Raw genomic sequence first — 12812 nt, 5'->3', positions numbered from 1 at the left:
CCCGAACTGTGGGCCGGGGTATTCGACCGTCATGACCAGACACATCGAGGCGCGCTTCGAGATCGCCAGCTGGGACGAGACTCCGTTCGAAGACGGCGACGAGGCGACCAAGCTCACCGAGGCGCTGGTGTCCAAGCGCTACGAGGGCGACATCGAAGGCACCTCTACGACGAAGTGGCTGTTGGCCTACTCGCCGGACAAGAGTGCGTTGTTCGTCGGCGTCGAGCACATCACCGGCACGATCGGCGGTAAGAAGGGCAGCCTGGTGCTGCTGCACGACGGCCGGTACCGCGACGGCGTCGCCGCGGCCGACCTGCGGATCGCATCCGGTACCGAGGGGCTGGCGAAGGTCGCAGGCACGGGTGAGTTCCGCGCCGACCCCGCCGGCGCCATGACGCTCGACCTCGACGGGGCCTGGTAGCGCTATCGCGGTGGCGGGAACCCGCCCGTCGCCACCGGACCCCACCGCCGCGGGGTGACACGGATCAGGCACTTGCCCTGGTCCACCATCGCCTGCCGGTACTCGTCCCAGTCGGGATGCTCGCCGGCGATCGAGCGGTAGTAGTCGACCAACGGCTCGACGGCATCCGGCAGGTCGATCACCTCGGCGTCGCCGTCCACCTGCACATAGGCGTCATTGAACTCGTCGGACAACACCGTGACGCTGGCCCGCGGGGTACGGCGGATGTTGGCCGACTTCGCGCGCTGGGGATAGCTGGCGATCACGATGCGGCCGTTGTCGTCGACGCCGCCCGACACCGGCGAGCTCTGCAGCGACCCGTCCGCACGAAACGTGGTCAGCACCATGCGATGTCGCGGTCGGACGAACTCGAGGAGATCGGAAAGGCCGACCTCGTCAGCGGTCGCATATTTTCGGGCCATGGCACGACCCTAGCGCCGCTGCCTGTCAGACCCCCTCGATACTCTTTCGAACATGAGTTCGAGTAAGCAGAAGATCATCGCGGCGCTCGACGCCGCCGAAGCGAGCTATCGGGACCTCGCCGCGCTTCCGCTGGAAGCGCTGACCCGGCCGGAGAAGACGGAACTGCTCAAACGGCTGGGCGACATCGACAAGAAAATGGTGGCGCTCGACCGGCGGTTGATCGGGCAGTTGATCACCCAGGGGGATCCCGCCATGTTCGGCGCCACTTCGTGGGCGGAGGTGTTGTCCAGGCGGTTGCGGATCTCGCCGGGCGAAGCGCGAAGACGGATCGCCGAGGCGACTAGCCGGTCTTCCGCTTGAGCACCCACGCCGGGATCCAGTGCGTCACGGATTTCCGGCGTGCGCCGTAGGCGATCTCGTAGGTCACCAGGCCCCACCAGTAGCCCTGCTCGCAGATGGCCCAGCAGGTGAGGAGGCCTTCGACGACGGAGTGCATCTGCAGTCCGGCGGGGTTGTAGCCGCCGGCGCGGTGAGGTTCGCGGGGAAACAGCACCGTGAGGTCCACGAGGACGGTGACCGGCGGGTCGACCCGGCGGAAGGGCGGCTGCACGGGTTGCCCGTTGTAGCCGATCGACTGGAGCTCGCCCACCGTTCGATCATACGTTCCCCTGGGTTGAGGAGCGTCTTCCCTTGTCCCATCAGGCATTTCGCGTCGTGGACACTGTCTTTGACGGAGCGGTCCGTTGGGCGCGGAGTTGGCCGTGGACGACCGCTAGTTGTTTGCGGAGCTGCGCGTTGTCGTTGGTGAGTTCTTTGATGCGGTCGTGCGCGAGTTCTAGACGCTGTTGCCAGGACGCTTCGCTGGATGCGGTGGGTGGGGCCGGCCGGATCGCTGTGGGTGGCTCGTTGTTGGTTGCCTTGATGGCGTCGACGAGGTCGGGTTGGGTGTAGATCCAGGATCGTGCGACCCCGGCGGCCCGGGCGAGACTCGACACGGTGATTTTGGTGTCCTGCTCCTGCAATGAGTTGAGAGCGTGGAGCGTCCGCTCTCGGGTCTGTTCGTGGCGACGTTGTGCGGCGGCGCGTAGTTGGGCGGTGTTGTCAGCCTGCATCGCGTGTCCCCGAACCGTCTGTTGTGGTCTCGCCTTCGAGTGCGCCGATGATCTTCGTCAGGTTGTCGGCAGTGCGGCGGTTCATTTCGATCAGGCGCAGTTGTCCGCGCTTTTCGGCGCGTTCGATGATGCGGCGGGTCATTTCGAGCTGTTCGCGGTGTTGGGGCAGGAACTCGGGGGTTGTGATGAACACCGGGCAGGTCAAGCACGCGTTGGAATGTGGGCAGCTCTGTTGTAGCGGAAGGCCGCAGTAGCCGTTGGGTAGGGCCATGGTCGCGCGGGAGAGGTGGTGTTTGGCCCACTCGGCGTCGGCGAGGGGGCTGTCCTCGGCCAGTGTGACGTCGTTTCCGTGGATGTCGACTTTGCGTGCCCGGGCCCAGTGCTCTCGAACTGTGGTGTCGTGTAGTCGGGCGTAGTGGGCGGTCATTGCCGTGGAGGTGTGGTCGAGAAGTTTTCGGACCACCTCTTGTGGAACGTCGCGGTTGATCAATCGCGTTCCCAGCGTGTGCCGAAATTGGTGGGCGGTGATGTGCACCGGCTCGCCGTTCTCGTCTACCACGTTGCATTCCGTGATCCAGCGTTTCAACGCGTGCTGCGCTGTTGTCTTACTGGTCGGCCGGATTCCGTCCGGGTTGTTTCGGGGCCAGGGAAATAGGACCGCTCGAGGCGAGTATTCCTCGCGGACCAGCCGGCAGCGTGCCCGGATCGCGGCGGCGATTTCGTCGGAGATCGGTACTAGCGCTTCACGTTTCATCTTCCGGTTGAAGTAGCGCAAGTAGGGGGCATTGTGCTGATCGACGACGATGCAGTCTTGGCCGAGGTGCAGTGCGTCGTTGAGTCGTAGGCCCGTCTCCATCAGCAGCGGGAACAGTAGCTTCCATCGCGCGTCTGGAAGTTTGGCGAGATTTTCGGTGTTCTCGAGCTGCGCCATCACGAACTCGGACAGTCCGCGGGCCGGAAGCTCGATTCGCTGCGGGAAGTCTTCGGAATAGATCGCGGTGCGTGCGGGCACCCCGGGTATCCAGTCGTGCTGGCGCGCGGTGACCAGAAACTTCTTGACCGAACTCAAGGCGATGTTGCGTCCCGTCGAGGTGAGGCCGTCCTCGGCGAGCACGCCTAGGAGGCGTTCGATCGCTGCGCGGGTCAAGTCTGCGGGCTGCGCGTCGGGGCCCGCGGTGTCGGTCAGGGCGCGGGCGAGGCGGGTCAGCGAGATCAGGTCGCGGTGCATACCGCTGCAGCTGTGTTCGGTCTCGTGGCGCCACCGTATGAACTGCTTGACTGCCCGGCGAAGCCACGGCTGGTCGATACCGGTGAAGTCCAGGGTCCATCCTCGTTCGGCGGGCGCGACTCCCAGCCGCCGTAGCCGCCAGGTGTCGCGGGAGTATTCGTATTCACGGCCAACGCGTCCGGTGAGTTCGTCGAGTTGGTCGATGGTGAAGGTGAGGAAACCCAGTTGCAGTCTCGATGGCTTCGCGCTGGGGTGGGTCTCGCGGTATTCGCGGCGGCGCCGAGTGGCGGGCCAGTCTGCTTCGCTGTGGTCGAGCAGTGACACGATCCCAGCCGAGATCAACTGGTTGATACTGCCTTGCAGTGAGCCCAACCGCAGCTGCGGTGGATCGGGGACCTCGCGGGCGCGAACGATTCCGTAGGCGATCTCCCACCGCAACGGAATCGGTAACCGACCCAGGTCGACTAACTCTGGTCCGGGATTGGGCCGTGGCGATGTCCAGCTGCTGATATCTGGCCGGCCAGCGTCACGCCACTGGCTGTTGTGACAGTCGCAGAAGCCGTTGTAGCGCCTGGGTCGGGGGCATTCTGCGACAGCACAAGGTGGGCCACCTCCGACCGGGTCAGCGGGCGCGACGGCGATTCTGTCGTCTATCAATACGGGCGCGATCAGAGCCTGCAGGCGGTGGTGCAGTTGGTCTTCGCGCACTGTGTCTGGAGCGGCTGCCAGCGAGAGGTTCATTTCTCGTCGCCTTCGGAGAGCCAGCCAGCGTGTTGCAGTGTTCGGCGGATGTCCTCGATCCCTAGGTGCTCGTAGGTGCCGATGGTTGTGGTCACCGAGGCGTGCCCGAGCAGCTTTTGGACCACCTCTGCGGGGACTTTCCGGCGCAGCAGCTCGGTGGCGTAGGTGTGGCGCAAGGTGTGCGCGGTGAAGGTCACCCCGCTGCGCCGGCCGAGCCGTTCGGTGAGATCGGTGACGTTCCAATACCGCCATGGAGCACCATGCTCGCCGCCCCACAGGTTGACGAACACGTAGTCGCAGTCGAGGTCGCCGTACTCGTCGACCAGATAGTCGGTGTAAAGCCGGATCAATCCGGGAGGCACAGGTATTTCGCGTTGTCCTCCTTTCACCCGGGCGCCATTGCTGTTGCGGCGCTTGCGGATCCGAATTAACGTGCCTGCCGCATCGATGTCCTCGTGTCGCAGACCCAGGGCCTCGCCGACGCGTATCCCGGTGCTGGCCAACAGTTCGATGAAGAATCGGTCTCGCAACCGTTCGCATGAATCCGAGATCTTCGCGATGGACTCCGGAGCCAAGGCGCGGGGCAGGCGCCGTTCCGGAGTGAGCTTGATGGTCTTGCGACGCTGATCGGTGCCGCTACTCAGGTGGGCGAGAAACGGGCGCCACGATCCTCGGGGCCCGCCAGGCTTCAGCGTCGTCAGGAGGTCCGCGCAGTCGACGCCGTGTCGGGCGTGGAACTGATAGAACGACGCGACGGCGGACAGTTTCCTGTTGATCGTCGTTGCCAAGCAGTGTGGCGGATTGGTCGGCAGCGCGGTCACAGCTCCGGAGCGGGCAGCTGGTGACAACCGAAGCCACGCCACGAACCGTCCCAGATGCTCCAAACGCACTACGGTCCAGTCGATTTGATGCGTATTGAGGAAAGTGAAGTAGTCCCGCAGGTCGAAGGCATACGACCGGATCGTGCCGGGTGATCGCTCGATTGCGCTCAGATGGGCCAGGAAACCATCGATCGGCTCGACGATCGCGTAATCCTCTCCGAGGACTGTCCATGACTCCGCACTGCCATCCGGCGGCAGGACTTGCTGAACCAGCACACCGATCCCCGATCGTCGCGACACTTAGGAGCTGCTTGCGACGCTAGCGACACCCACCGACATCTGGCTCGGCGCGGCAAACCGAAGTCACTCCGCGCTGGAGGGCCGGTGACTCTCGAAAGTAGATGGGGGTGTCGGGCCAGTTCGATACACCATAGACGTCGCTTGTAGGCACTACATTCGTTGGCATGAGTGCAGCCGGCACCGTGCGGGTTTGGCATCGCGAAGAAGGTTGGGGAGTAATCGATTCCCCGGAAACTCCCGGCGGCTGCTGGGCTCACTTCACCCATTTATGGAACGACGACGAGGTTGAGCGCGGCCCCGGCGAAGTCATCGAAATCTCCGGCGGGTTCCGTGAGCTTTTCGAAGGCGAGACGGTGGACTTCGAATGGGAAAGCCCGGGCCAAGACGGTTACAGCTTCCGCGCAACAACGGTACGGCCGCGTGGGAGGCCGGCACCGCATCGCGTCATCCGCCGCTACAACACTGGCGAGAGATAGACGAAAGTGGGCTCGCGCCGCAACATTGCCGTCGATGGCTACTTTTCGGCATCTCGTTCGGTGACGCGAAGCAACATCGTTGAGGAGGAAGCATGGAACTCGGGATCGAGGTGTCCAGGTGACCCGCAGGATGCTCGCTTGTGTAGGCGTGGGTCTAACCGCATTCGCCCTCGTAGCGTGCTCGTCCGATAATCGGCCGACTCAAACAACGCCAGTACCACCAAACATCGTCATGCCCAACCTAATCGGGATGTACTGGGCGGACGCCGAGCCGACGCTGCGGTCACAGGGCTGGACCGGTTCCCTGGTGAAAGGTCCCGACCTGCCCACAGGACCTGAGAATCGGTATCGCGTGCTCTTCCAGAGCCCCTCCGCGGGAGAGCGCGTAAACCACGACGGTGAGATCACGCTGCGGTTCGGCTCGTGAAGTACCAGCGGTCATCGACGGCTCGGCTAACCATGCTGTGTACAGGACGCCCTAGGTAACAAGTCGATCATTGAGTTTGGCTCCGAAGAGTGCTTCGTCGACTACGTCACGGACAGTTAGACGGGGACCCTTGGGAACATACGTTCGAACGTTCCGGCTGCGTTGACTCGCCAGAAATGCGGCGTTGCCTGCTGATGACGGCCCTATCCTTAGCTGGTCGTGGAGATCGAATCTCCGGATCGGCGGTGACCGTATGGCGGTGGGGGGATTGACGTGCGGCACATGCGGCACTGAGCTCCGAGGAACGGCAAGATTCTGCGACGAGTGCGGTGCCCCGACTTCGGTCAGCCGCACGGCCGCGGAGTACAAGCAGGTCACGGTGCTCTTTGCCGACGTCGTCCGCTCGATGGACATCGCCGCTGCTGTCGGCGCCGAGCGGCTTCGCGAGATCATGACTGAACTTGCTGACTGCTGCGCCGTGGTGGTGCGGCGGTACGGCGGAACCGTCGCGCAGTTCACGGGTGACGGCATCATGGCGTTCTTCGGGGCGCCGATCGCGTTGGAAGATCACGCTTTTCGCGCCTGTTTGGCCGCCTTGGAGATCCAGCAGGAAGTAGGGCGCCTCGCCATTGGGTTCGAGAGTCGTGACCGCATCGCGCTGCGGATGCGGATGGGCCTGAATTCGGGTCGGGTGATCGCCGGCGACCTGGGGTCTGGCTCATTCGGTTACACCGCCATTGGTGAACAGGTCGGGATGGCGCAGCGGATGGAGTCGGTCGCCCCACCGGGCGGGGTAGTCCTGAGCGCTTCCGCAGCCCGGCTGGTTCAAGACTCGATGGCATTGGCTGAACCGGAGTTCGTTCCCATCAAGGGGTCGGACCGTCCGGTGCTCGTGCGTCGACTGTTGGGCACAGCGATGCAGCGGGAGCCGGTCGGTCGACACGAAGCGGGGCTCGTCGGTCGCGAACGGGAGATCTGCTCGCTGGCGGCGATCTTGGATCAGGCGGTCCTCGGTACCGGTTGCGTGGTGGGCCTGGTAGGGCCGCCGGGTATCGGGAAAAGTCGGATAGCCCGCGAGACCGTCGCAATGGCTACCAGCCGAGGTTTCGAAGCGTTTTGCACCACCTGTCACGCGCACGCTCAGCAGATCGCCTTCCATCCGATGGCAGGACTGCTGCGCAGCGTCTTCGGCGTGGAGAACCTCCCGGCCGATGCTGCACGACAGCGATTGCGGGCCCGACTGCAGGAGGAGGGGCCGGAGGACCTGCAACTGCTCGATGACCTGCTCGGCATCCGCGACGTCGAAATGGCCCCACCTCAGATGGACCCTGATGCCCGGCGTCGGCGACTTGGGCGATTGCTCACGACCGCCACACAGGCGCGCACCACCCCTTGCCTGTATGTGGTCGAGGACGCGCACTGGATCGACGAGGTCAGCGAATCGATGGTCGCCGAACTCGTCTCCGTGCTTCGTGCGAGCCAGTCGGTGGTGCTAGTCACCTATCGCCCCGAATACCGGGGCACACTGGTCGGCTCCACGACCATCCCGCTTGTCCCACTGGATGACTCACAAACGTCAGCTTTGGTGAAAGAGCTACTGGGGTCAGACCCGTCCGTGGCCGAGCTGTCTGCACGAATCGTCGAACGGGCCGGCGGCAATCCGTTCTTCGCCGAGGAGATCGTGCGCGATCTGGCCGAGCGAGCAGTCCTCACCGGTGACCGAGGCGCATACCTGTGCCGTGTCGACTCCGCCGAGGTCACTGTGCCCGCCACCGTTCAGGCCACCATCGCCGCACGCATCGATCGCCTCGGCGCAGCGCCTAAGCGCACCCTGAACGTCGCGGCGGTGGTCGGGTCCCGATTCGGCGCCGACCTGCTCACCGAAACCATTGGGTCGACCGACCTGGATGACCTGGTCAATGCCGAGATCGTCGAACCGGTACCGGCGGCCGACGGCGAATACGCATTTCTGCATCCGCTGATCCGTGCGGTGGCTTATGAGTCCCAACTCAAATCGGCACGCTCGCAGCTGCATCAGCGGGTGGCGAGCGTGATCGAACAGCGCGACCCCGCAGCGGCCGACGCGAATGCCGCCCTGATTGCCACCCATCTGGAAGCCGCAGGGGATCTGCGAGCGGCCTTTCATTGGCACATGCGTGCCGCGGCATGGTTGACCTACCGCGACATCGCCGCGGCTCGAGGGAGCTGGCAGCGGGCGCGCGCGGTTGCCGACCAGTTGCCGCAAGACGATCCGGACCGGATGTCGATGCGGATCGCACCACGCACCTTGTTGTGCGCCAGTGCCTGGCGGGTCGGCGGCAGCGTCGCCGACACCGGGTTCGATGAGCTTCGCGAACTCGCCACCGCCGCGGGCGACAAACGAGCCCTCGTCACGGGGATGTCCGGACTGCTGATGACCCTGACCTTCCACGCCGAGCTACGGGAGGCATCACGGCTGGCATCGGAATACGTCGACCTTCTCGAATCGATCGGCGACTCAGAATTGATAGTTGGGCTTCTGCACGCAGCGACCATCGCCAAGTGGCAGGCAGGCGAAATGGCCGAAGCTTTTCGATTGGCGCAACGTGTCATCGACTTGGCCAACGGCGATCCCACCAAAGGCAACCTGGTCGTCGGTTCGCCGTTGGCGATGGCGATCGGATGTCGCGGCGCCGCGGCATCCAGCCTCGGGCGCACAGGCTGGATGGAGGACTTCGACACCGCGATAGAGATGGCTCGCGGATTCGACCCTTTCTCGCGCGTCTTCACGGTCATGTTCAAAGCCATCACCATCCCGAACGGCGTGATGCTGCCCGATGCGACCATGTTGCGCGACACCGCCGAGGTGTTGGAGTTGGCCGAGCGCTCCGGCGACGATTTCACACTGGCCAACGCCCAGATGGCTCGCGGGTATGCCCTCGTCGCACTGGGGGATCCGGCCGAGCGCAAACGCGGTTTCGAATTGTGCGAGATGGTCCGCGATGTCGTGCGCCAGGAACGGCTGACTGTCTGCGCGGCATGGACTTTCGACATCCTGATTGCCAGCGAGAAGGTCCGCAGCGGTGACCTCGACGGTGCGATCGAGTTGTCGCGAACCGTCATAGGCAACGAATTACGGTCGGGTGAAATGGTTTATCGCGGTTGTGCCGCGACGGTCTTGGCAGAGGCGTTGCTGCGCCGCGGCGCCGACGGCGACATGCAGGAGGCGCAGGCGACCATCGACGAACTTGCGGCTGCACCGACCGAGCCAGAATTCGTCCTCAACGAACTGCCCCTGTTGCGCATGCGGGCGTCGCTTGCGCAGGCACGGGGCGACGAGACCAGCTACCACGACTTCACGGAGCGCTATCGCGCCAGGGCGACGATGCTCGGCTTCCAAGGACACATGGCGTGGGCAGGCGCCGTTCTAGGCTGAAGCGCCATGTACATCCCTCGCCAGTTCGCGCTCTCCGACCAAGAGACGGCGGCCGCGCTCGCGCAGGCCGGCTTTGCTCAGTTGGTCACGCACGACGCGTCGGGGCTGCTGGTCACGCCGCTGCCGATGATCTACGACGGGCACTCGCTGATCGGACACGTGTCGCGGGCCAACCCGCACTGGCAGGCCGAGGACGGTGAATCGGTGGCCATCTTCTCCGGCCCAGAGGCATACATCTCGCCCAGCTTCTACGCCACCAAATCCGAGACGGGCAAGGTGGTGCCGACGTGGAACTACGAGGTGCTCACTGTCCACGGCAGGCTGGTGGCGCACGACGATCCGGACTGGGTGCTGAACCTGGTGACCCGGCTGACCGACCGGCATGAAGGAAGCCGCGCCGAACCGTGGCGGGTGACCGATGCGCCGGAGAGCTTCACCCGCGCACAGTTGCGCGCGATCGTCGGTGTCGAGCTTGTGATTTCGAAGGTCGAAGGCAAGGCGAAGATGTCGCAGAACCAACCCGAGCGCAACCGCGCCGGGGTGGTCGCCGGGCTGAAACAGTCGGATGCGGCCGCCGATCAGCTAGTCGCCGAGCGGGTTGAGGCGTTCGGCAGCACGAACGCGAACGGCCGGGGATAGCCCAGTCCGGTCAGCCGTGCGCGCCGGACCGCGTCGACGGCCACGGTGCGCACCTGCCCCGACGACGGTTCGTAGCACTGCCACCGTCGCTCGGTCGCCGCGACGATCAGCACCCAGTGCCGCGGGACGACGCGGCCGATCAACATCGCCACCGGCCGACCCGCGGCCACCGCACGCTGGACGTCGGACAGCGCATCGCGGCGCCCGCGGAACGGCCGCCACCGGTAACGCACACCCGATGCCCGCGCAGTGAGCGCGCGCGCCATACCCGACGGCGTGGTGCCCAACCGCCGCGGCCACACCCGGTTCACCTCCGCGTGCACCCTGGCTTGTTCGTCGGCGAACCAGGTCGAATCGGACAGATCGGCGCCGTGCCCAAGCAGGGCGCCGGCCACCACCGCGACGGTCGGCCCACACGTGACGCCGTCGCGTTGCCGAAGATCGAGCCCAGAGAGCTTCATCGATTATCACGGTAGGCCTTCGGGTACTCGGACCTGGTGAGCTTCGACATCACCCCGACCGCCGCGCAGCACGACCTGGCCCGGCGCACACATGAGTTCGCCGAAAACTGCGTACGCCCGGTCGCGCTCGAGTACGACCAGCGCCAGGAGTTCCCGTGGCCGGTGCTCGAGGAAGCAGCCGGCCAGGGTTTCTACAGTCCGCTGTTCTACCGCGATCTGATCGGCGATCCGACCGGGCTGTCGTTGCCGATGTTCATGGAGGAACTGTTCTGGGGCTGCGCGGGCATCGGGCTCGCGATCGTGATGCCGGCTTTGGCGCTTTCGGCGATCGGCCAGGCCGCCTCCCCCGAGCAGATGCTGCAGTGGGCGCCCGAATGTTTCGGCACGCCAGGTGATCTCAAGCTCGCCGCACTGGCCATCTCCGAACCCGAGGGCGGCAGCGACGTCCGCAATCTGCGCACCCGGGCCCGCCGCGCCGGCCCAGGAAAAGACGCCGACTGGATCATCGACGGCCACAAGATGTGGATCGGAAACGGCGGCATCGCCAACGTGCACGTCGTCAACGCCGTGGTCGATGAGGAACTCGGGCACAGGGGCCAGGCCCTGTTCATCGTGCCCGGCGGCACCCCCGGCCTGGAACTGGTGCGCAAACTCGACAAGCTCGGCTGCCGCGCCTCGCACACCGCCGAGTTGCGGTTCAACGGTGTGCGGGTCCCCGCGGAGAACCTGCTCGGCGGTCAGGAGAAGCTGGAACACAAGCTCGCCAAGGCGCGCGAGGCGGTCGCAGGCGCCAAGAACTCCGGCTCGGCCACCATGGGCACCTTCGAGCAGACCCGGCCCATGGTCGCCGCCCAGGCGCTCGGAATCGCAAGGGCTGCACTGGAATACGCCACCGAGTACGCCAACCACCGGGAGGCGTTCGGGGCGCCGATCATCGACAACCAGGGCGTCTCGTTCCCGCTCGCCGACCTGGCCACCGCGATCGACGCGGCACGGCTGCTGACCTGGCGGGCATCCTGGATGGCCGCCTCGGGAGTGCCATTCGAGCGCGGCGAGGGCTCGATGGCCAAACTGGCGGCCAGCGAAGTCGCCGTGCGCACCACCGAACGCGCCATCCAGACGATGGGCGGCTGGGGCTACATCAAGGACCACCCGGTCGAGAAGTGGTACCGAGACGCCAAGCTGTACACCATCTTCGAAGGCACCAGCGAGATTCAGCGGGTCGTCATCTCCAATGCGCTCGGCGCCGCGGCAGGTAAGCCGCCGCTGCACGTCAGCCTCGAACCGACAGGCGGCCCGCTGAACAAATGGTTCGGCCGCGGCACCCCACTGCGCAGCAGGGCGGCCGATGCGGCGCTTTCCGCCAAAGATTCCGTCCCCGAACCGATAATGCGGTTGGCGATGAACGTATTGCGCCCGCCCCGCAAGTGAAAGGGGTCCGCGATGGGTGTCAGGATGATGGACCTGCTGACCGGAAATCTTCACACCCTCCGCTACCAACCCACCCCGAAGCGGGTACGCGCCTGCATCGGCGGTGAACCGGTGGTCGACACCTGCGAAGCCCTTCTGGTGTGGGAGCCGAGGCGCGTGGTCCCGACCTACGCCGTGCCGACCGCCGCGCTGTCAGCTCAACTGGTGCCGGCCGGCGCCGAATCGGGTGCCGATGAAGACGTCGGCGTGCGGCTTCCTGCGATCAGTTCGCGGCCGATCCTCGACCCGTCCGTGCCGTTCGACGCGCACTCGTGTGCGGGCACCGCGTTCGACGTGATCGCAGGCGAGGAGACCGGGCCTGCGGCGGCGTTCCGGCCGGACGACCCCGACCTCGCCGACTACGTGATCCTCGAGTTCGGTGCGTTCGAGTGGCGCGAAGAGGACGAACACGTCGTCAGCCACCCGCACGACCCGTTCAGCCGCATCGATGTCCTCCGCAGCAGCCGTCACGTCCGCGTCGAACTCGACGGCCGGGTGCTCGCGGATTCCACCCGGCCGCTGCTGCTGTTCGAGACCCTGCTGCCGGTGCGGTGCTATCTCCCGCGCGAGGATGTGGCCGTGCGACTCGAACGCAGCGACACCGCGACCTTCTGCGCCTACAAGGGCCGCGCGACGTACTACTCGATCCCCGACGGTCCCCGTGACGTGGCATGGACGTACCACGACCCGTTGCACGACGCCGAGCCGGTCCGTGACCGGATCTGCTTCTTCGACGAACGTGTCGACGTGATCGTCGACGGCGAGCACCGGGACCGCCCGGTGACGCCGTGGAGCGAGGAATGACGTTCAAGGATCTGCATCATCGCGAGCTGCCGCTA

At 65.4% G+C, this 12812-nt stretch carries 13 protein-coding genes and 1 pseudogene; 8 read left to right on the top strand and 6 right to left on the bottom strand.

What is annotated here, in order from left to right; translation table 11 throughout:
• The first annotated feature begins 31 nt into the window (after nt 1-31).
• A complete protein-coding gene (locus C1A30_RS26735; protein ID WP_101951307.1) occupies nt 32-421 on the top strand; it encodes a DUF3224 domain-containing protein in 390 nt (129 codons plus the stop codon).
• A gap of 2 nt (nt 422-423) precedes the next feature.
• Here the strand turns inward: C1A30_RS26735 and C1A30_RS26730 are convergent, their stop codons facing one another.
• Nucleotides 424-882 carry a PPOX class F420-dependent oxidoreductase gene (locus C1A30_RS26730; RefSeq protein WP_101951306.1) on the bottom strand — a complete coding sequence of 153 codons (459 nt, stop codon included), beginning with the start codon at nt 880-882 and terminating at the stop codon, nt 424-426.
• A gap of 52 nt (nt 883-934) precedes the next feature.
• Between C1A30_RS26730 and C1A30_RS26725 the strand changes: the two genes are divergently transcribed.
• Entirely contained in the window at nt 935-1243 is a 309-nt protein-coding gene (locus C1A30_RS26725; protein ID WP_101951305.1) for a DUF222 domain-containing protein, read from the top strand.
• Here the strand turns inward: C1A30_RS26725 and C1A30_RS26720 are convergent.
• The 4 genes from C1A30_RS26720 to C1A30_RS26705 all read right to left on the bottom strand — a co-directional run bounded on the left by C1A30_RS26720 (nt 1224) and on the right by C1A30_RS26705 (nt 5085).
• Complete coding sequence (locus C1A30_RS26720; protein ID WP_101951304.1) at nt 1224-1532, bottom strand: hypothetical protein; 309 nt, start codon at nt 1530-1532, stop codon at nt 1224-1226. The genes C1A30_RS26725 and C1A30_RS26720 overlap by 20 nt on opposite strands.
• 49 nt (nt 1533-1581) lie before the next feature.
• Entirely contained in the window at nt 1582-1995 is a 414-nt protein-coding gene (locus C1A30_RS26715; protein WP_101951303.1) for a DUF6262 family protein, read from the bottom strand.
• On the bottom strand, nt 1985-3661 hold the full coding sequence (locus tag C1A30_RS36215) for a tyrosine-type recombinase/integrase (RefSeq protein ID WP_160112801.1): 1677 nt from the start codon (nt 3659-3661) through the stop codon (nt 1985-1987). Before C1A30_RS36215 ends, C1A30_RS26715 begins: the two co-directional genes overlap by 11 nt.
• Nucleotides 3662-3960: 299 nt before the next feature.
• Nucleotides 3961-5085: a site-specific integrase gene (locus C1A30_RS26705; protein ID WP_235010220.1), complete on the bottom strand. Its 1125-nt coding sequence runs from the start codon at nt 5083-5085 to the stop codon at nt 3961-3963.
• Nucleotides 5086-5249: 164 nt separating this feature from the next.
• Between C1A30_RS26705 and C1A30_RS26700 the strand changes: the two genes are divergently transcribed.
• From C1A30_RS26700 to C1A30_RS26685, 4 genes and pseudogenes are all read left to right on the top strand, one after another.
• Nucleotides 5250-5561, top strand: coding sequence for a hypothetical protein (locus C1A30_RS26700; protein ID WP_101951300.1), 312 nt, complete (start codon nt 5250-5252; stop codon nt 5559-5561).
• A 229-nt stretch (nt 5562-5790) separates the two neighbouring features.
• Nucleotides 5791-5988: pseudogene (locus C1A30_RS26695) on the top strand (PASTA domain-containing protein); the annotation flags it as partial.
• A 253-nt stretch (nt 5989-6241) separates the two neighbouring features.
• Nucleotides 6242-9403 carry an adenylate/guanylate cyclase domain-containing protein gene (locus tag C1A30_RS26690; protein ID WP_101951298.1) on the top strand — a complete coding sequence of 1054 codons (3162 nt, stop codon included), beginning with the start codon at nt 6242-6244 and terminating at the stop codon, nt 9401-9403.
• A 6-nt stretch (nt 9404-9409) separates the two neighbouring features.
• Complete coding sequence (locus C1A30_RS26685; RefSeq protein WP_101951297.1) at nt 9410-10042, top strand: FMN-binding negative transcriptional regulator; 633 nt, start codon at nt 9410-9412, stop codon at nt 10040-10042.
• On the opposite strand, the gene C1A30_RS26680 is transcribed toward C1A30_RS26685, so the two are convergent.
• Nucleotides 9982-10503, bottom strand: a complete 522-nt coding sequence (locus tag C1A30_RS26680) for a hypothetical protein (protein WP_101951296.1) — start codon at nt 10501-10503, stop codon at nt 9982-9984. The two genes, C1A30_RS26685 and C1A30_RS26680, sit on opposite strands and share 61 nt — an antisense overlap.
• A 36-nt stretch (nt 10504-10539) precedes the next feature.
• Here C1A30_RS26680 and C1A30_RS26675 point away from each other — a divergent pair, with 36 nt between their 5' ends.
• Both C1A30_RS26675 and C1A30_RS26670 read left to right on the top strand, forming a co-directional pair.
• On the top strand, nt 10540-11934 hold the full coding sequence (locus tag C1A30_RS26675; protein WP_101951295.1) for an acyl-CoA dehydrogenase family protein: 1395 nt from the start codon (nt 10540-10542) through the stop codon (nt 11932-11934).
• A 12-nt stretch (nt 11935-11946) separates the two neighbouring features.
• Nucleotides 11947-12777: a DUF427 domain-containing protein gene (locus C1A30_RS26670; protein WP_101951294.1), complete on the top strand. Its 831-nt coding sequence runs from the start codon at nt 11947-11949 to the stop codon at nt 12775-12777.
• Nucleotides 12778-12812 lie beyond the last annotated feature (35 nt).

Source organism: Mycobacterium sp. 3519A, from assembly GCF_900240945.1.
Classification (GTDB): domain Bacteria; phylum Actinomycetota; class Actinomycetes; order Mycobacteriales; family Mycobacteriaceae; genus Mycobacterium.
Note: the sequence above shows the minus strand (reverse complement) of the source record. Positions and strands in the feature narration are given on the sequence as shown.

Coding starts and splice junctions, on each gene's coding strand:
- C1A30_RS26735 (WP_101951307.1), top strand. CDS start 32: ATGACCAGACACATCGAGGCGCGCTTCGAGATCGCCAGCTGGGACGAG.
- C1A30_RS26730 (WP_101951306.1), bottom strand. CDS start 882: ATGGCCCGAAAATATGCGACCGCTGACGAGGTCGGCCTTTCCGATCTC.
- C1A30_RS26725 (WP_101951305.1), top strand. CDS start 935: ATGAGTTCGAGTAAGCAGAAGATCATCGCGGCGCTCGACGCCGCCGAA.
- C1A30_RS26715 (WP_101951303.1), bottom strand. CDS start 1,995: ATGCAGGCTGACAACACCGCCCAACTACGCGCCGCCGCACAACGTCGC.
- C1A30_RS26700 (WP_101951300.1), top strand. CDS start 5,250: ATGAGTGCAGCCGGCACCGTGCGGGTTTGGCATCGCGAAGAAGGTTGG.
- C1A30_RS26690 (WP_101951298.1), top strand. CDS start 6,242: ATGGCGGTGGGGGGATTGACGTGCGGCACATGCGGCACTGAGCTCCGA.
- C1A30_RS26685 (WP_101951297.1), top strand. CDS start 9,410: ATGTACATCCCTCGCCAGTTCGCGCTCTCCGACCAAGAGACGGCGGCC.
- C1A30_RS26680 (WP_101951296.1), bottom strand. CDS start 10,503: ATGAAGCTCTCTGGGCTCGATCTTCGGCAACGCGACGGCGTCACGTGT.
- C1A30_RS26670 (WP_101951294.1), top strand. CDS start 11,947: ATGGGTGTCAGGATGATGGACCTGCTGACCGGAAATCTTCACACCCTC.